We start from the raw sequence: 19501 nt of genomic DNA on the forward strand, positions 1-19501 counted from the left end.
CCACGATGACGATTAAAAATGCGATGGTGCTGGCCGCCGGGCTTGGCACGCGGATGCGCCCGATCACGGATACGATCCCGAAGCCGCTCGTCCAGATCGCGGGCAAGCCGATGATCGATTATGCGCTCGACGCCCTTGTCGAAGCCGGTGCGGAAACCATTGTCGTCAATGTGCACCACCACGCGGAACAGATGGTCGCCCATCTTGGGCAACGCACCGACGCCGAAATCCTGATTTCCGACGAGCGGACGCAACTGATGAATTCCGGCGGCGGTCTCGCCAAGGGCCTGAAGCTTCTGGAACCCGGCCCGGTCTTCGTCATGAATGCCGATCTCTTCTGGATTGGCGAGCAGCTGAATGCGGTCAGCAACCTGCGCAAGCTTGCGCAATTCTTCGACCCGACCCGAATGGACATGGCGCTGCTCTGCGTCGACATGGACCGCACCACCGGGCACAATGGCAAGCGGGATTTCAACCTCTCCGCCGATGGGAAACTGACGCGGTATCGCGATGGCGATCCGAACCCCGTGGTTTATGCCGGAGCCATCGCCATGGATTCGCGACTGCTGGACGATGCGCCGGCGGATGCCTTCAACCTCAATATCTATTTCGACCGCGCCATTGAAAGAGACCGGCTTTTCGGGCTTTCTCTGGACGGCCACTGGATCACCGTCGGAACGCCGGATGCGATAGAAGATGCTGAAAGCATCATCCGCCAATTCAGGGAAAAACGCTCTGCATGACGCTCACCCACCACGCAAAGCGCGTTCTGACGATCGCTGCGGGAACGCCGTTCCTCAAGACGCTCGCGGAAACGCTGTGTGACGGGACACTGACAGCCGGCTATAAATACGATCCGGCCGATCCGCTGTCGCTTGCCAAGGTGACGATCTATGTGCCGACGCGGCGCTCCGCCCGTGTGCTGCGCTCCGAATTCGTCGATCTTCTGGGCGGCCGGTCCGCCATTCTGCCGCTGATCCGGCCGCTCGGCGAAACGGATGACGACAGCGGCTTTTTCGAGATCGAAAATCCTGAAATCATGGATCTGGCGCCGCCGATTTCCGGCACCGGCCGGCTGATCGAACTGGCGCGTCTCATTCTCGCCTGGCGCAACAGCCTGCCGGACGCCATCCGGGCAATTCACTCGGATTCGCCGCTTGTCGCCCCCGCCAGCCCCGCAGACGCCATATGGCTGGCGCGTGCGCTTGGCGAGGTGATCGATGCAATGGATACGGAAGAAAGGGACTGGGAAGCGCTTCAGCATCTCGATACTGGCGATCACGCCCAATGGTGGCAGCTGACGGCGGATTTCCTGCGGATAGCCAGCGTCTTCTGGCCGGCGCGGCTTGCCGAACTCAACCGTTCCTCGGCCGGTCGGCATCGCAACGCCATCCTGCGGGCGGAAGCGAACCGGCTTGCCAATTTGCCGGATACGGGACCGATCATTGTCGCCGGGTCGACGGGTTCCATTCCTGCCGCAGCCGATCTCATCGCCGCCGTTGCGGCCCTGCCCCAGGGCACCGTCGTGCTTCCGGGGCTAGACCTTGCCATGCCGGAGGAGCAATGGGAGGCAATCGCCGAGGACCCTACCGATCCTTCGAGCCGCACCCACTCGCAATATGGGCTTTATATGCTGCTGCAGAAGCTCGGCATCCTGCGCGACGATGTGGTTCAGATCGGCGCCATCGATAGCGATCTGGAAAAGCGAGCAGCCGTGTTTTCGGCCGCACTCGCGCCGGCCAAATCCACCAGCGGCTGGAATCGCTGGCGCGAGGACAGGCAACCCGGCTTTTTCGACGACGCCTTCGCAACGGCCACGCTGATAGAAGCCGCCAATGAGCGCGAGGAGGCGACCGCCATCGCGGTGGCTTTGCGGCTGGCGCTTGAAGCGCCCGGCGCTGGGCGTCCGTCGCAGGCAGCGCTGATAACACCGGACCGCGGACTGGCGCGACGCGTGGCGACGGAGTTGCAGCGCTTCGGCATCGAAGCCGACGACTCGGCTGGTACGCCGCTTTCCGCCACCCCACAAGCAGGGCTGACGCAACTGGCGCTGGAAGCGATCCTGCGGCCCGGCGACCCGGTGCCGATTATCTCCCTTCTGAAACATACGCTCAGCCGTTTCGGGCTTTCCGATGAAGCTTTCGCAAAAGCCTCCAGAGCGCTGGAGCTGATCGCGCTGCGCGGCGGCCGTGTGGAGACCGAAATCGGCAATCTGGAAGCGGTTCTGGAAGCGCAGCTTCTGGCGCAGCGCGATGACCGGCACCCGCCGGCCTGGCGGCTGGCGCTGCCGGAGACGAGCGCGGAGGCTGCGCGCGATCTGGCACGGCGGATTGCCGTTGCGACCGAGCCGCTTGGCTCCGCCTTTGTCCGCAAAGATCGATCCGGCCGCGCCTTCACCGATAAATTGCCGCTGTCCGTTTGGGCGGAGCGGACGGGCCGCGTGATCGAAGCCATCTGCGCGGATGAAAACAGCGATCTTGCCGCGCTCTGGTCCGGTGAAGCGGGAGACAAGCTTTCCGAGCTGTTCGGCGAGCTGATGGAAAGCGGCGAAATCCTCGATGCGGATGGACCGCAATGGATCGATATTTTTGCGGCACTGGTAGCCGGTGAATCGATCAAGCCAAGATCCATGCGTCATCCGCGCATTTTCATCTTCGGCGCGCTTGAGGCACGGCTGCAAAGCGTCGATACCGTTGTCATCGGTGGTCTCAATGAAGGGCTCTGGCCGGGCCAGACGGCGAATAATCCATTCCTGTCCCGCACCATGAAGACCGCCATTGGCCTCGAACCGCCGGAACGGCGTATCGGTCAGCTGGCGCATGATTTCGAGATGGCAAATGGCACCCGGCAGATTTTTTACACCCGCGCGCTGAGGCAAGGCTCAACGCCCGCTGTTGCCTCACGCTGGCTGCAGCGTCTTCTGGCGCTGGGCGGTGAGGATTTTGCCGATAGACTCAGGAAGCGTGGCGAGACCTATCGCCATTGGGCGGGATTGATGGATGAAAGCATCGATCAGGAAGCGGCAAAGCGCCCTGCCCCGAAACCGCCAGCCGAGTTGCAGCCGACGCGCTATTCCTTCAGCGAAGTGGGGCGGCTACGTCGCGATCCCTATTCGATCTATGCGCGGCGCATCCTGAAGCTGGACCCGCTCGACCCCTTCAATCGCGATCCGAACGCCGCCGATCGCGGCACGCTCTATCACGCGATTATCGAACGCTATTCCCGCGAGGGGCATATTCCCGGCACACCGGCCTCGCTCGCGGCCATGCAGCGCATTCTGGACGAGTGTTTCGATGCGGAAAACCTGCCTCCCCATGTGGATGTCATCTGGCGGCCGCGTTTTGCAGCGGTAGCGCGCGCCTTTATCGACTGGGAAAAAGAACGTCATCCATCCATTCGCCACAGCTTCTACGAGGCGCGCGCCGGGCAGGAAATTGCCGAAGCGGGCATAAGGCTGACGGGGATCGCCGACCGCATCGACATCAAGACAAACGGTCAGGCGGATATTATCGACTACAAGACGGGGCTTGCGCCTTCCGTCAATCAGGCGCGCGCGCTACTCGATCCGCAGCTTGCGCTGGAGGCGGCGGCACTGATGCGCGGTGCCTTCCGCGAAGCCGGTTCGCCCACACCGGAAAACCTCTCTATGTTCGTCTGCGGCCGGGCGAGCGTTTTTTTGCCGATCAGGTCAATAACGAACATTCCAGCCGAAGCGGCAAAAGACCGCCGAAATCGGCGATTGAACTCGCGACGGAATCGATCGAACAGCTCACCAAATTCGTTCATTCCCTGCGTGACGGCGAAAACGGCTTCGCCTCCCGCCTCGTGCCGGAAGAGCAACAATCCTATGGCGGGGAATATGACCACCTCGCCCGCGTTTCGGAATGGTCGACGGCAGAACCGGGAGACGGCGATGACGATTGATCCTTTCGATGCCGGCCCCGCCGCCGACACGCCTGAAAGCTGGATCGACTGGACCAGCGCCCGGCAGCGGCTTGCCTCCGATCCCGCCAGTTCCGCATGGGTGTCGGCTAATGCCGGCTCCGGCAAGACCCATGTTCTGACCCAGCGGGTCATCCGCCTGCTTCTAGCCGGCTGCCGACCCTCGGCGATTTTGTGTCTCACCTATACCAAGGCCGCGGCGTCGGAAATGTCCAGCCGCGTCTTCGACCGTCTGGCGGAATGGGCTACTTTGCCGGATTCCGATCTCAAGGACCGCATCGCCGCCATCGAAGGCAAGGCGCCGGATCGCATCAAGCTTGCCGAAGCGCGCAGGCTGTTTGCCAAGGCGCTGGAAACGCCGGGCGGGTTGAAAATCCAGACGATCCACGCCTTCTGTGAGGCGCTGCTGCATCAGTTCCCGCTGGAAGCCAATGTCGCCGGCCATTTCTCCGTTCTTGACGACCGCGCCGCTACTACCCTACTTGCCGAAGCACGCCGCTCGCTTCTGACAGCGGTTTCGACGGAGCGGGACGCGGAGCTCGCACAATCGCTCGCTTATGTGCTTGATCTCGCCGACGAAAGCGGTTTGGAAGCGCTGCTTTCCGCCATCATCGCCAATCGCAGCGCCCTTCGCGCCTTTCTTCTGGACGCCAAACAGTCGGGCGGCATCGATGCGCGGCTGCGGCAGGCGATGCAGATCGCAGATGGGGAAACCGAAGAAACCGCGGCGGCGGCCTTCTGGCCTCTGCCTGGCCTCTCAGGCCTTGCGCTCGATACGTATCTCACCCTTGCCGACGAGGTGGGTGGATCACGCGTCATCGATGTCGCTTATGCGCTCAGGGAGGCAAAACGACAGTCGGACCCCGTGCGGCGGATGGAATTCATCGAAGCGGCGCTGCTGACAGCCAAGGGCGAAAAGAAATCGGATGCCTATGTCATCAACAAGGGCATGCAGAAATCCGCCCCCGAACTTCTCGATGCGCTGACACTGGCGCGGGACCATGTCGTTTCCTGCCGCAACCGTTATCGTCTGGTGCGGATGCTGGCGGCGACAAAATGTGCTCTTGTGCTGGCCGAAAGGCTGATCGGCGATTTCGAAGACCTGAAGAAACAGCGAAGCCAGCTCGATTTCGAAGACTTGATCGAGCGCGCGGCCAACCTCCTCAACCGCGATACGGCAGGCGCCTGGGTGCACTACAAGCTGGATCAGGGGATCGACCATATTCTCGTTGACGAGGCGCAGGATACCAGCCCGGTGCAATGGTCGATCATCCAGTCGCTGGCAGCGGATTTCTTCACCGGCGAGAGCGCCCGCCTGGGGCGGCGCACGCTTTTTGCCGTGGGCGATGAAAAACAGTCGATCTATTCATTCCAGGGCGCCCGGCCGGAACGGTTTTCGCAGGAGCGCGAAGAGACCAAAAAGCGCGTCGATTCCGTCGAGCAGGCCTTTCACCGCATCCGCCTGCCGCTTTCTTTCCGGTCCACCGAGGATGTTCTGGCCGCCGTCGATCAGGTGTTTTCAGACCCGAATAACGCCAGCGGTCTTAGCGCCGATAACGAGCCGGTGGAACACCGATCCAACCGCGCCGGCCATCCCGGCACCGTGGAGGTGTGGGACATGGTGGCGCCGGAAACCGCCGAAGACGAAGAGGATTGGACCGCGCCCTTCGATGCGCTGCGGGAAAGCGCGCCGGCCACCATCGTCGCCCGCCGGATCGCCGCGCGCATCGCCGATATGATCGGAAGCGAGACCATTATCGAAAAGGGCGTCGAGCGCGCCGTGGAGCCCGGCGATATTCTGGTTCTCGTCAGAAAACGCCATGCCTTTGTCAATGCGCTGACGCGCGAGCTGAAGCGGCGCAAGAACATCCCCGTTGCCGGTGCCGACCGCCTTCGCCTGACCGACCACATTGCCGTGCAGGACCTTCTGGCGCTCGGCCATTTCGTGGTCCTGCCCGAAGACGATCTTTCGCTCGCCGCACTGTTGAAGAGCCCGCTCTTCAACCTGACCGAAGATGACGTTTTCAACATCGCCGCCATGCGATCGGAAACGGAGAGCGTCTGGAAACGGCTGCAGATCCTTTCGCAGGAAGAGAATAGCCATCTTTCCACCGTTACCGCCAAGCTGGAAGGCTTCATCGCGCTTTCTAAAACGGCCACAGTGCATGATTTCTTTGCAGCGGTCCTGACCCTGCATGATGGGCGCAAAAAATTCCTCGGCCGGCTTGGCAATGAGGCGAGCGACGTTCTGGATGAGTTCCTGTCGTTTGCGCTGGACCACGAAAGGACCGGTCTGCCCGGCCTTCAGGCCTTTCTCTCCGTTTTGGAAACCGATTCACCGGAAGTGAAACGCGAGCAGGACAAGGATCGTGGCGAAGTACGTATCATGACTGTGCACGCCTCCAAGGGCCTGGAAGCGCCGGTGGTTTTTGTCGTCGATGGCGGTTCGAAGGCCTTCAATCACAGCCATGTGCCGAAACTGCGCTTTGTCGAAGCGGGTGAGGACGCCTTCCCGGTCTGGCTGCCCGGCAGCGGCTTTTCCAACCACCTCATTCGCTCGGACGAGGAACGGCTGAAGACGGCCGCCGAAGACGAATATCGGCGGCTGCTTTATGTGGCGATGACGCGCGCCGCCGATCACCTCGTCGTCTGCGGTTATCGCGGTCAGAAGGAAAATCCAGAGTGCTGGCATGCCATCGTCAAGGCGGCGCTTGCCAACAATGAAGACCATTGCAAGCCGCAGCTTTTCACGGCCGATGGCGAGGAATGGCAGGGGCTTGTCTGGCGTAAATCCGAGGCTCGCGCGACATCTCTCCCGCAAAGGCTGCCGGAAAAACAGCAGGACGAAGAATATGCTCTTCCGCCCGGGCTGCTTGCCCCCCTGCCTGCCCTGCCCTCCTTGCCAAGGCCGCTCAGCCCTTCCGGTGCAGGCACCATCATCGATGACGGTGCGGATGATCTTGCCGTGCGTTCGCCGCTTTTCGGCGAGAAGGCCGATGTCTCTTCGCTGGCGCTGCAGCGCGGCCGGCTGGTGCATCGCATGTTGCAGGCACTGCCGGATTTTGCCGAGGCGGAGCGGGAGGAGGCTGCCCGCCGCTATGCGGAGCGAGCGGCCCGTTTCTGGCCCGCGGCCGAAGGTGAGCATTTGATCCGGGCGGTTCTGCGTGTCATCTCCGAACCGGCGGTGCAACCGGCCTTTTCCGCCAACAGCCGCGCGGAAATCTCCATCATGGGTACGATGACCATCGGCCGACAGCACTATGCCGTGTCCGGCCGTGTCGACCGGCTGGCGGTGGATGGTGATCGCGTTATTCTCGTCGACTACAAGACGAACCGGGTTCCGCCGCGCACGGCAAGCGAGATACCTTTCTCCCACACCGCGCAGCTTGCCATCTACCGCGAAATTCTTGCACCGCTCTATCCCGGCAAGGAATTCGTCTGCGCGCTGATCTATACGGAAAATGCCGCTTTTGTGCGGGTTGACGATGAGGCAATGACACAGGCTCTTGCCGCAATAAAGACAAAGTGAGATACCGGGGCATTGAAATTCCGACGCGCCCGCATCACATCGATAGCGGAAAAGTTTAGCTGAAAGGAGAGCCAGATATGGCTACCGTAAAAGTCGATGCCGCCAACTTCCAGTCCGAAGTCCTCGAATCCGCCGAACCCGTCGTGGTGGATTTCTGGGCCGAATGGTGCGGCCCGTGCAAGATGATCGCGCCGAGCCTTGAGGAAATTTCGTCCGAGCTTGCCGGCAAGGTCAAGGTCGCGAAGCTCAACATCGACGAAAACCCGGAATTGGCTGCCCAGTTCGGCGTGCGCTCCATCCCGACGCTCGCCATGTTCAAGGGCGGCGAAGTGGCCGACATCAAGGTTGGCGCTGCTCCCAAGACAGCGCTGTCCGCCTGGATTTCGGGCGCCGCATAAGCAATATCAGTGGAATGAAAAAAGCCCGGCAGCGATGCCGGGCTTTTTTATTGGGGAACCGTGCCGTTCAGGGCAAGCGCGTTGCCGGCAAGATAAAGCGAGCCGCCGATCAGGATGCGCGGCGCCGGTCCTTCGGGGTCGAAGCGGCGCGAAAGCTCTTCCAGAGCATGCGTGAGAGACGAGGTGGGGGCCGCCACGAGACCGGCATCGAAGGCCGCATGAGCAAGTACCACGGGATCGATCGCTGCATCGGTGCCGCCAATCGGCACGGTGAAGACATATTCGGCAATATCGGCGAAGGCCTTGAAATAGCCCACCGGATCCTTGGTATTAATCATGCCTGCAATGATGAACAGCGGGCGGGGCGTCTTTTCCTCAAAGCCGGCCATCGCTTCGGCAATGACTTCGCCCGCGCCGGGGTTATGACCGCCATCGATCCAGATTTCCGAATTCTTCGGGGCCATTTCAGCGATTTTGCCGGTCAGGATGCGCTGCAGACGGCCGGGCCATTCCACGGAGGTCATGGCTTTTTCGATCATCCGTTCCGTCACCTCGAAACCGGCGGCCTTGACGGCGCGGATCGCGGCGGCGGCATTGGCAAGCTGATGACGGCCGGGAAGACGCGGCAACGGCGCATCGGCCAGGCCGAACTCATCCTGATAGACCATGCGGCCGAATTCTTCATGGGCGGAAAAATCCTGCCCATAGACCGATACCGGGCAACCGAGCCGCTCCGCCGTGGCGACGAGCGTTTCGAGCGCTGCATCATATTCCTGATGGCCTATGACGACGGGGGAACCGGACTTCATGATGCCGGCTTTTTCGGCGGCGATCAGCTCCACCCGGTCGCCGAGATAGGCCTGATGATCCAACGAAATCGGCATGATGACGGAGACGGCCGGATTGTTGATCACATTGGTCGCATCGAAACGCCCACCCAGACCAACCTCCACGACGGCGGCATCGGCGGGCTGTTCCGCAAATAGCACGAACATCGCGGCAGTCAGGATTTCGAAAACCGTGATCGTCTGGCCTGCATTGGCAGCTTCAATACGGCGCAACGCATCCGCAAAGAGGGCATCCTCGATATAACGGCCTTTTTCCCCGTAAACGCCGATACGATAACGTTCGTGCCAGTTCACCAGATGTGGAGAGGTATGGACGTGAACGGAAAGGCCCGCCGCCTCCAGAAGCGCTCGGCAAAAGGCCGTGACGGAACCTTTACCGTTGGTGCCCGCAACATGGATAACAGGTGGCATCCTGTTCTGGGGATTGCCGAGTTTTTCAAGAAGACGGGAAATTCTGTCGAGCGAAAGATCGAACCCCTTGGGGTGGAGCTGCATCAGCTCTTCGATGATCTTCTCGGCCTCACCGATCGCGGGCTTCGTCATGTCTTCCGTTCGCCTTTCAGGCGTTTTGCTTGCCATTTGTCCGCCGCACCAAAGATGATATCATGCAACGTATAGCATCATCCCGAAGGCAGTTTATGCCTCCGGGCGACATATTTTTTTCCTCAGGCCGAAGCGGCCAACGGGACGACCGAATTTGCATTCCCAGCAGGCGCTTTGGTCATGATCTTGAGCAGATTGGCCAACGTGTCGGGGATTTCGCGGCGGTCGATCACCATGTCCACCATGCCGTGTTCCAGCAGATATTCCGAGGTCTGGAAGCCTTCGGGAAGCTTTTCGCGAATGGTCTGCTCGATCACGCGCTTGCCTGCGAAGCAAATCTCGGCGCCCGGCTCGGCGATATGCACATCGCCCAGCATCGCGTAGGAGGCCGTGACGCCGCCCGTCGTCGGGTTCGTCAGAACCACGATATAGGGCATGCCGGCTTCTTTCAGCATGTTCACGGCAACCGTGGTGCGCGGCAGCTGCATCAGCGAAAGAATGCCTTCCTGCATACGCGCGCCGCCCGAGGCCGGGAACATCACAAGCGGGCAACGCTCGGAAATGGCACGCTCGAAGGCCTTGACGATGGCCTCGCCAGCGGCAATGCCAAGCGAACCGCCCATGAACTGGAATTCATGCACGACAGCCACGATCTTCAGGCCCTTCAAGTGGCCGACGCCGGCAAGGATCGTATCTTCCTGCTCGGTCTTCGTGCGGCTGTCGCGCAGGCGGTCGGTGTATTTTTTGGAATCGCGGAACTTCAAGGGGTCCTGCGCTACCTTCGGCTGCGGCAGGGCTTCATAGACGCCGCCATCGAAAAGATCGGCAAGACGTGCCTTGGCCGGCATCTTCATATGGTAGCCGGAAGCCGGTATGACCCACTTGTTGTCTTCCAAATCCTTATGGAAGACCATCTCGCCCGTTTCCGGGCACTTGATCCACAGGTTCTCCGGAACCTCCGGGCGGCGGCCAAGCATGGAATTGATCCGGGGCCGTACGTAATTGGTGATCCAGTTCAACTGACTACTCCTGACTGGGCCGCGCGCTTATTCCGCAGCGGCAAGGCGCGATGCACGCACGCCCGTTGAAAGTCCTTTTACCAGCGTCGTAACGGCCGGTACGGTGTCGGCGGTCGCCTGCCCGTCCTTGGTCAGGCTGCCCGCAATCTGGTTGACGATGGCGGAACCAACCACCACGCCATCCGCCACAGCACCGATCGCCTTGGCATGATCGGCCGTCTTGACACCGAAACCGACACAGACCGGCAGTTCCGTATGCGCCTTGATACGACCGACAGCGCCCGAGATCAACGAGGGATCGGGAAGCGCTGAACCGGTAATACCGTTCATCGAGACGTAATAAACGAAACCTGAGGTATTTTTAAGGACGGCAGGCAGGCGCTTGCCATCCGTCGTCGGCGTGGCGAGACGGATGAAGTTGATGCCGCGCGCAAGTGCGGGGATGCAGAGTTCATCGTCCATTTCCGGCGGCAGATCGACAACGATCAGGCCATCGATGCCGGCCGCGATTGCGTCGTCCAGAAACTTTTCGACGCCGTAGATATAGATCGGATTGTAATAGCCCATCATCACGATCGGCGTTGCATCGTCTTGCTTGCGAAACTCGCGGGCGAGATCGAGCGTGGTCTTCAGCGTCTGGCCGCCCTTCAGCGCACGCTGACCGGCCAGCTGAATAGCCGGACCATCCGCCATCGGGTCGGAAAAGGGCATGCCGAGTTCGATGACGTCGGCACCGGCTTCCGGCAGCGCCTTCATGATGCCGAGCGAGGTTTCGAAATCCGGGTCGCCGCCCATGAAATAGGTAATCAGGGCCGGGCGATTTTCAGCGCGCAGATCGGCAAAGCGCTTGTCCATACGTGCAGTCATGATCTTATACATCCATTCCAAGGAACTTGCTGACGGTGTGGACATCCTTGTCGCCGCGACCGGAGAGGTTCATCAGGATGATTTCATCCTTGCCCATCTTCGGCGCGCGCTTGATGACCTCGGCCAAGGCGTGGCTCGGCTCGAGAGCCGGAATGATGCCTTCAAGGCGGGTCAGCATCTGGAAGGCGTCCAGCGCCTCATGGTCCATGATCGGCACATATTCCACGCGGCCGATATCGTTCAGCCAGGAATGTTCAGGGCCGATGCCGGGATAATCGAGGCCCGCGGAGATGGAATGGCCTTCCTTGATCTGGCCGTCCTCATCCTGCAGCAGGTAGGTGCGGTTGCCATGCAGCACGCCGGGCGAACCGGCGGTGATGGAAGCGCAATGCTCGTCGCCAGAAAGACCCTTGCCGCCGGCTTCGACACCGACGATGCGGACATTCTTGTCATCGAGGAAAGGATGGAAGATGCCGATGGCATTCGAACCACCGCCGACAGCCGCGACGACCAGATCTGGCAGGCGGCCTTCGGCCTCCAGCATCTGCGCCTTGGCTTCCTCGCCGATAACGGCCTGGAAATCGCGGACCATTTCCGGATAGGGATGCGGGCCGGCCGCGGTGCCGATCAGGTAATAGGTATCCTCGACATTGGTGACCCAGTCGCGCAGGGCCTCGTTCATGGCATCCTTCAGGGTGCCGTGGCCGGCCGTCACCGGCTTCACTTCAGCGCCAAGGAGCTTCATGCGGAACACATTCGGCGCCTGACGGGCAACATCCGTCGCGCCCATATAAACGACGCAGGGCAGACCGAAGCGTGCAGCGACGGTAGCGGAGGCAACGCCGTGCTGGCCGGCACCGGTTTCGGCAATGATGCGGGTCTTGCCCATGCGCTTGGCAAGCAGAATCTGGCCAAGGCAATTGTTGATCTTGTGCGAGCCGGTGTGGTTCAGCTCTTCGCGCTTGAAATAAATCTTCGCGCCACCAAGTTCCGCCGTCAGGCGTTCGGCAAAATAAAGCGGGCTCGGGCGGCCGGTATAGTGTGCGCCGAGATGCTTGAGTTCCGCCTGAAACGCGGGATCGGTCTTGGCCTTGTCCCATTCCGTCTGCAAATCCAGAATGAGCGGCATCAGCGTTTCGGCAACGAAGCGACCTCCGTAAATGCCGAAACGGCCGTCCTCATCGGGACCAGCGCGAAAAGAATTGGGTGTTGGCGCGTCGTTCACTTCAAGCTCCCTTTGGGCCTTTCGACCAATCATTCACCACATCGAAAAATGCGTCGATCATGGACAGATCCTTGACACCCGGCGCGCTTTCCACACCGGACGATAAATCTAGTCCGCTTGCCCTGGTCTCCGCCAGCGCCTCGGCGACATTGTCCTTGTTCAATCCCCCGGAAAGCATGTAATCCACACTTCCGTCAAGTGATCGCAGGATGGTCCAGTCGAAGGAGACGCCGTTGCCGCCCGGAAGCTCGGAACCGGCGGGCGCCTTGGCATCCAGCAGAAAACGGTCGGCTATTCCAATATAAGGGTCGATTTTGGCAAGATCAGCGGCATCGCGAATGGAAATGGCCTTCATCACCGGCAGGCCATACAGGGCCTTGATGTTCAGCAGCCGTTCCGGGCTTTCATTGCCATGTAGCTGAAGGATGTCCGGTTTGACGAGATCGACGATTTCATCGAGATAATCATTATCGGCATTGACCGTGACGGCAACCACCTTCGCAGCGCCGCGGGCGGCTTCCGCCAGCCTGCCGGCAATATCGGGCTCGATGTTGCGCGGGCTTTTTTCAAAGAAAATAAAACCGACATGGGACGCACCACGCCTGACGGCGCGCTCCAGCGCTTCCGGTGTCTTCAATCCGCAAATCTTGATATCCGGTTTCATACCCGCGACCTGACATGAAATGCGACAAGAGTCGAGCCAAATTGCATCCATTCCCGATGGAATGTTTCACGTGAATCCAGATGGCGATCCGCGTTGCAGGTTTCAATCGAAATCGATGGCGTGGAGTTTGGATCCGTGACGTTTCAGCCAGCCCTTGGCCTCATCGGTGTGCGGGCACAGTTTTTCGCACAAAGCCCAGAATTTCGGGCCGTGGTTCATTTCCTTGAGATGCGCAACCTCGTGGGCGGCGAGATAATCGATGACCTTTTCCGGAGCCATGACGATGCGCCAGGAAAAGCTCAAATTTCCATCATGGGAACAGGAGCCCCAGCGGCTGCGCGTATCCTTCATGCTGATGGAGCGCACCGGCCGGCCGGCGGTGCGTACATGCACAGCCACAAGCCGTTCCAGATCCGCCTTCGCTTCCTTTTTCAGGAATGTCGCTATCCGCCGTCTCAGATGTTCCGGCGCGCCGCTGACCTTCAGAACGGCCACCCCATCGGCGTCTTTCGTGACATGTGTCAGCCCTCGCAGGTTGCCAGTATGGTCAATGCGGTGGGCTACACCGCGAATATCGATGGCCGCACCCGGACGCAAACCGTCGTCGGGGCTGAATTTCACAAGCTTGCCTTCCAGCCAGCCCTGATGCCTTTCGAGAAAGTCATCCACCTGGCGGTGATGCAAACCCATCGGGATTGTCAGTTTCAGCGCCCTGCCACCGGGTTCGATGCGCAGCGTAATGCGCGTGGCGCGCGGATTTTCCCTGACCGTAATCGGCACCTGCCTGCCCGCCACCGCGACGGTGCGCTGGCTGGGCAGCACCTTCTTTGGGGTCGGCGATTTCAGGGATTTTCTGAGGAGCGAAAACATGAACTCTTCATAACCGATTCGTCCGTCGTTTGGCCATGCAAATGCGCGGTACGGCCCGCCGTCTGCCCTTAAGCTGTCTGGTGTTTGCGGATGAAGTCCAGCATGCGCGGCACGATTTCCTTGCGGAAGCGCGAACCGTTGAAGACGCCGTAATGCCCGACATCCGGCTGCATGTAATGGGCGCGTTTGTCTTCAGGGATGTTCCGGCAGAGATCATGCGCCGCCTTTGTCTGGCCAACGCCGGAAATATCGTCGTTCTCGCCTTCCACCGTAAACAATGCGACATTGCGAATGGCCGCAGGATCGACCGCCCTGCCCCGGTGCAGCATGTTCCCTTTCGGAAGCGCATGGTCGATGAAGACCGTTTCCACCGTCTGCAGATAGAACTCCGCGGTCAGATCCATGACGGCCAGATATTCATCGTAAAATTCGCGGTGTTTTTCGGCTGAATCGCCGTCATTCTTGACGAGGTTGAGGTAAAAATCCTTGTGCGCCGTCATGTGCTTGTCGAGGTTCATCGACATAAAGCCGGAAAGTTGCAGGAAGCCCGGATAGACATTGCGGCCAAAAGCCGGCTGAGGCCAAGGCACCTGCATGACGACATTGTCGCGGAACCATTCAATGGGTTTCGCCTTGGCAAGACCGTTGACAGCCGTTGGATTGATGCGCGTGTCGATCGGACCGCCCATCAGCGTCATGGATGCCGGCGCGAATTTATCCCCATCAGCCTCCATCAACGAGACGGCGGCCAACACCGGCACGGATGGCTGACAGACGGCGACGACATGCGCGCCCGGCCCGATCGCGCGCAGCATCTCGATGACATAGCTGATGTAATCGTCGAGATCGAAAGTCCCCTCACTCACCGGCACCGTACGCGCATCGGCCCAATCGGTGATGTAGATATCCGCCGAAGGCAGCAGGGCCTCGACCGTCCCCCGCAACAGGGTGGCGTAATGGCCGGACATCGGCGCTACCAGCAGCACCTTCGGATCGGACTGGCGGGCTGGATCAAGTTCTTTCTTGAAATGAAGCAGATTGCAGAACGGACGTGACCAGACGGTTTCTTCGACAACATTGACGGTCTGGCCATCGACAATCGTACTGCAAAGAGCGAATTCCGGTTTTGCGTAACGGCGCGTCATACGCTCAAAGACCTCAAAACCGGCGTCTAGGCTTCTTCCGAAAGCCGTGCTGGAAAGCGGGTTGAGCGGATTGTTGCAAGCCTGGCGCATCATGTCGGCACCGGCGCGCAGCGGCGCCATGGCCGCATGGTTCATTTCATAGAGGTGGTAGAACACTGATGACGCCTCCCTCGCGATCACGCTCTTTTTTTCAACCATAGCAGCTTTTCGCAGGTGCACAAAATCGAAGGCGCCGGCGGTTTCCCGCCAGCGCCTCACTTTCCGTTGAACGCCGTGGCGATCAGATATCGGCGACGAAAGTCTGCTTCTGGGAACCGAGGCCCTCAATGCCGAGTTCCACGACATCGCCAGCCTTCAGGTAACGCGGCGGTTTCATGCCCATGCCGACACCGGGAGGCGTGCCGGTGGAAATGACATCGCCGGGATGCAGCGACATGAACTGGCTGAGATAGGAGACAACGTGGGCGACGCCATACACCATGGTCTTGCTGGAACCATCCTGCATGGTCTGGCCGTTGACCTTCAGCCACATGCCGAGATTCTGCGGATCGGCGATTTCATCCTTCGTCACCAGCCAGGGGCCGATGGGACCGAAGGTGTCGCAGGACTTGCCCTTGGTCCACTGCCCCGCACGCTCCGTCTGGAAGGCGCGTTCGGACACATCATGCGAAACGCAATAACCGGCGACATAGTCGAGAGCATCGGCTTCCGAGACGTATTTGGCGGTCTTGCCGATGACGACGCCGAGCTCGACCTCCCAATCGGTCTTTTCAGAACCGCGCGGAATGGTGACTTTGTCATTCGGACCGACGATGGCCGAGGTCGCCTTCATGAAAATGACCGGTTCCGGCGGTACGGTGGCGCCCGTTTCCGCAGCATGGTCGGAAAAGTTGAGGCCGATGCAGATGAATTTTCCGGTTCCGGCAACGCAGGCGCCGATGCGCTCTTCGTTCAGCACCGGAAGTGTACTCAGGTCGATCGCGGCGATCTTCTTGAGGCCCTCGGGAGAAATGGCTTCGCCGCCAATGTCTTTGACATGGGCGGACAGATCGCGGACTTTTCCTTCCGCATCGAGGATTGCAGGTTTTTCCTGGCCGGGCTGGCCGACACGCATCAATTTCATGGAACTCTCTCCCGGTTGTCAGACAAGGTGATGCATATATGAACGATGCATTCATACTTGTCACCCCTTGACTGCGCCAAGTTTCGAAAAATACCTTTTCCTTCCCGTCAATCAAAAGGACATGGCTCGTGACGAACAGCAATTCCCGGCAATCCGAATATCCCGTCGATCCCCTCTTCCTCGATCGCTGGTCTCCGCGCGCCTTCGATGGCCACGCCATGCCGCAAGAGCATCTGATGACCATTCTGGATGCCGCGCATTGGGCGCCGTCTGCCTCCAACTATCAGCCATGGCGTTTTGTCTATGCGCACAAGGATAGTAAGGACTGGCCGCTCTTCGTGGACCTACTGATGGAGGGCAACCAGCGCTGGGCAAAAAACGCCTCCGTGCTGCTGTTTGTCATTTCGCGCGACTACAACATCTCGCGCGACGGTGAGAAAAAACCATCCGCGACCCATTCCTTCGATTCCGGCGCTGCCTGGTTTTCGCTTGCCATGCAGGCTCACCTGCTCGGTTACCACGCCCATGGCATGGCTGGCATATTGAAAGACAAGATCGTTGAAAAACTGAACATCCCGGAAGGCTACAAGGTGGAGGCCGGGGTCGCCATCGGCACGCTGACCGACAAGTCCGTCCTCCCTGACGATCTGGCGGAACGGGAAGTGCCGAGCAAGCGTCTGCCCTTGGCGGATGTGGCCTTCGAAGGGCGCTTCACCGGCAAGGTTGATTGATGTTCTCTGAATGACAAAAGGCCCGGCGGAAATTGACCGCCGGGCCTTTTGTTAAATTTTCGTTTCACGTGAATCGTTACGCGAAACACCCCACAGGATTAAATGTCGAGGTTGGCGACGCTCAGCGCATTTTCCTGAATGAAGTCGCGGCGCGGTTCCACTTCATCGCCCATCAGGCGGGCGAACAGGCCGTCGGCGTCCGTCGCGTCACTCACCCTTACCTGCAGCAGAGAGCGAACATTGGCGTCGAGCGTGGTTTCCCACAGCTGCTCGGCATTCATTTCGCCAAGGCCCTTATAGCGCTGCATGGAAAGACCCTTGCGGCCGGCGGCGAAAATCGCATCCAGAAGCGCGCGTGGACCGGCCAGTTCCATGGTGCCATCCTTGCGTTGCAGGACCGGCGGCGTGGCGTAGATATCGCGCGTGCGGGCTGCGAGCTGATCGATATGGCGGGCATCGGCCGAACCGAGCAGTCCCATATCCAGCGTTGAGACTTCCTTGACGCCGCGCACCATGCGCTCGAAGCGCAAACCGCCATCCAGCAGCACCGTGCCAGACCAGCCACGTTCGGTTTCTTCCGCGATCATGTCGAGACGCCGCGCCACTTCGGCAACGGTTTCCTCGGCGCGGGTAGCATCGGCCGAAAGCTCGGGGTTCAGCGCGCCGGCTATTGCCGCCTGTTCCACGATCGAGCGGCTGTAACGCGAATGCAGCCCATCGATCAGCGAGCGCATGCGCACCGCATCCAGAATGACTTCGCGAAGATCGGCGCCGATACGCACTTCGCCAGAACCGAGCGTCAGCGACGCTTCCTCGATCCCCATGGAGATCAGGTACTCTTCCAGCGCCTTTTCATCCTTGAGGTACTGCACGGATTTGCCACGCGTGACCTTATAAAGCGGCGGCTGAGCGATATAGAGATGGCCGCGCTCGATCAGTTCCGGCATCTGGCGGAAGAAGAAGGTCAGGAGCAGGGTACGGATATGGGCGCCGTCGACGTCAGCATCCGTCATGATGATGATCTTGTGGTAACGCAGCTTGTCGGCGTTGAACTCGTCCTTGCCGATGGAGGTGCCGAGCGCGGTGATCAGGGTACCGATTTCCTGGCTGGACAACATCTTGTCGAAACGGGCGCGCTCGACATTGAGGATCTTGCCGCGCAGCGGCAGGATGGCCTGCGTCTCGCGCGAGCGGCCCTGCTTGGCCGAACCGCCAGCGGAGTCACCCTCGACGAGGAAGAGTTCGGATTTAGCCGGATCGCGCTCGGAGCAGTCGGCAAGCTTGCCGGGCAGAGAGGCGATATCGAGCGCACCTTTACGGCGTGTCAGTTCGCGCGCCTTGCGGGCAGCTTCGCGGGCGACCGCCGCTTCCACCACCTTGCCCACGAGGATTCTTGCGTCGGAAGGATGTTCTTCCAACCAGGTGGAGAGCGCTTCGTTGACAAGGCTTTCCACGACCGGACGCACTTCGGAGGAAACGAGCTTGTCTTTCGTCTGCGAAGAAAACTTGGGGTCGGGAACCTTGACGGAAAGAATGGCCGTCAGTCCTTCACGGCAGTCCTCACCCTGCAGGCTCACCTTTTCCTTTTTCAGGATGCCCGAGGTTTCGGCATAGGAGGTCACCTGACGGGTCAGCGCCGCGCGGAAACCGGCCATATGCGTGCCGCCGTCGCGCTGGGGAATGTTGTTGGTAAAGCAAAGCACGTTCTCATGGTAGCTATCGTTCCACCAGAGCGCGACCTCAACCGTAATGCCGTCCTTTTCGCCCTTGATGGCGACTGGCTTGTCTACCAGCGGCTTCTTGGCACGGTCGAGATAACGAACGAAGGCTTCGAGACCGCCATCATACAGCAGCTCTTCCTGCTTGATATCGGAATGGCGCTTGTCGGTGAGCAGGATGCGCACGCCGGAATTCAGGAATGCGAGCTCGCGCAGGCGATGCTCCAGCGTTCCATAATCATAGTCCGTCATGGTGAAGGTCTGCGGGCTCGCCAGGAAGGTCACTTCCGTGCCCGAGCGGCCTTCATATTCGCCAATGACGGAAAGCGGCGCATCGGCGACACCATGGGTGAAGCCGATTTCATGCAGCTTGCCGTTACGGCGGATCCTGAGCTTCAGCCAGACGGAAAGCGCATTGACCACGGAGACGCCGACGCCATGCAGGCCGCCCGACACCTTATAGGAGTTCTGGTCGAATTTGCCGCCGGCATGCAGCTGGGTCATGATGACTTCGGCCGCGGAAACGCCTTCGGAGGAGTGAATGTCGGTCGGAATGCCGCGTCCGTTGTCCGTCACCGTCACCGAGCCGTCCGCATTCAGCGTCACCGTCACCAGATCGGCATGACCGGCGAGCGCCTCGTCGATGGCGTTGTCGACGACCTCATAGACCATGTGGTGCAGGCCGGAACCGTCATCGGTATCGCCGATATACATGCCGGGCCGTTTGCGCACGGCATCAAGGCCCTTGAGGACCTTGATCGAATCGGCTCCATATTCCGCGTTCGCGCCGACTTCGCTTGACGATGTTTCGGTCATAAATACTCTTTCCAAAGTTTTCTCGGGCCAGGTTTCCAGTGAGAGGGCCTGAAGCCAGCGAAT

At 60.2% G+C, this 19501-nt stretch carries 13 protein-coding genes and 1 pseudogene; 5 read left to right on the top strand and 9 right to left on the bottom strand.

Annotated features, from left to right (window positions below; all coding sequences use genetic code 11):
* Positions 1-5: 5 nt before the first annotated feature.
* The 4 genes and pseudogenes from L901_RS19580 (at position 6) to trxA (ending at position 7869) form a co-directional block, all read left to right on the top strand.
* Positions 6-743 carry a nucleotidyltransferase family protein gene (locus L901_RS19580; protein ID WP_059760021.1) on the top strand — a complete coding sequence of 246 codons (738 nt, stop codon included), beginning with the start codon at positions 6-8 and terminating at the stop codon, positions 741-743.
* Positions 740-3924 (top strand): annotated as a pseudogene (gene addB, locus L901_RS19585) (double-strand break repair protein AddB). Before L901_RS19580 ends, addB begins: the two are co-directional and overlap by 4 nt.
* Complete coding sequence (gene addA / locus L901_RS19590; protein ID WP_059759684.1) at positions 3914-7471, top strand: double-strand break repair helicase AddA; 3558 nt, start codon at positions 3914-3916, stop codon at positions 7469-7471. The pseudogene addB and the gene addA overlap by 11 nt, the downstream one beginning before the upstream one ends.
* Before the next feature lie 77 nt (positions 7472-7548).
* Complete coding sequence (gene trxA / locus L901_RS19595; RefSeq protein ID WP_003505361.1) at positions 7549-7869, top strand: thioredoxin; 321 nt, start codon at positions 7549-7551, stop codon at positions 7867-7869.
* Between the two features lie 47 nt (positions 7870-7916).
* Here the strand turns inward: trxA and L901_RS19600 are convergent, their stop codons facing one another.
* The 8 genes from L901_RS19600 to L901_RS19635 form a co-directional block, all read right to left on the bottom strand.
* Entirely contained in the window at positions 7917-9296 is a 1380-nt protein-coding gene (locus L901_RS19600; protein ID WP_183044116.1) for a folylpolyglutamate synthase/dihydrofolate synthase family protein, read from the bottom strand.
* Between the two features lie 86 nt (positions 9297-9382).
* Entirely contained in the window at positions 9383-10279 is an 897-nt protein-coding gene (gene accD / locus L901_RS19605; protein ID WP_003521172.1) for an acetyl-CoA carboxylase, carboxyltransferase subunit beta, read from the bottom strand.
* 27 nt (positions 10280-10306) lie between these two features.
* A complete protein-coding gene (trpA, locus tag L901_RS19610) occupies positions 10307-11146 on the bottom strand; it encodes a tryptophan synthase subunit alpha (RefSeq protein WP_031233963.1) in 840 nt (279 codons plus the stop codon).
* Positions 11147-11150: 4 nt separating this feature from the next.
* Positions 11151-12371, bottom strand: coding sequence for a tryptophan synthase subunit beta (gene trpB / locus L901_RS19615; protein WP_059759686.1), 1221 nt, complete (start codon positions 12369-12371; stop codon positions 11151-11153).
* 1 nt (position 12372) lies between these two features.
* Positions 12373-13035, bottom strand: coding sequence for a phosphoribosylanthranilate isomerase (locus L901_RS19620; RefSeq protein WP_003521169.1), 663 nt, complete (start codon positions 13033-13035; stop codon positions 12373-12375).
* 102 nt (positions 13036-13137) lie between these two features.
* Positions 13138-13905 carry a M48 family metallopeptidase gene (locus tag L901_RS19625; protein ID WP_059759688.1) on the bottom strand — a complete coding sequence of 256 codons (768 nt, stop codon included), beginning with the start codon at positions 13903-13905 and terminating at the stop codon, positions 13138-13140.
* Between the two features lie 68 nt (positions 13906-13973).
* Complete coding sequence (locus tag L901_RS19630) at positions 13974-15206, bottom strand: polyhydroxyalkanoate depolymerase (protein WP_059760025.1); 1233 nt, start codon at positions 15204-15206, stop codon at positions 13974-13976.
* A 124-nt stretch (positions 15207-15330) separates the two neighbouring features.
* The gene (locus L901_RS19635; RefSeq protein WP_059759689.1) at positions 15331-16173 is read right to left on the bottom strand and encodes a fumarylacetoacetate hydrolase family protein; all 843 of its coding nucleotides are present in this window, start codon (positions 16171-16173) and stop codon (positions 15331-15333) included.
* Positions 16174-16301: 128 nt separating this feature from the next.
* Here L901_RS19635 and L901_RS19640 point away from each other — a divergent pair, with 128 nt between their 5' ends.
* Complete coding sequence (locus tag L901_RS19640; protein WP_059759691.1) at positions 16302-16904, top strand: nitroreductase family protein; 603 nt, start codon at positions 16302-16304, stop codon at positions 16902-16904.
* 98 nt (positions 16905-17002) lie between these two features.
* Here L901_RS19640 and gyrB read toward each other — a convergent pair whose 3' ends face one another.
* Positions 17003-19438 carry a DNA topoisomerase (ATP-hydrolyzing) subunit B gene (gene gyrB, locus L901_RS19645; protein ID WP_059759693.1) on the bottom strand — a complete coding sequence of 812 codons (2436 nt, stop codon included), beginning with the start codon at positions 19436-19438 and terminating at the stop codon, positions 17003-17005.
* Positions 19439-19501 lie beyond the last annotated feature (63 nt).

This window comes from Agrobacterium sp. D14, assembly GCF_001526505.1.
GTDB lineage: Bacteria > Pseudomonadota > Alphaproteobacteria > Rhizobiales > Rhizobiaceae > Agrobacterium > Agrobacterium leguminum.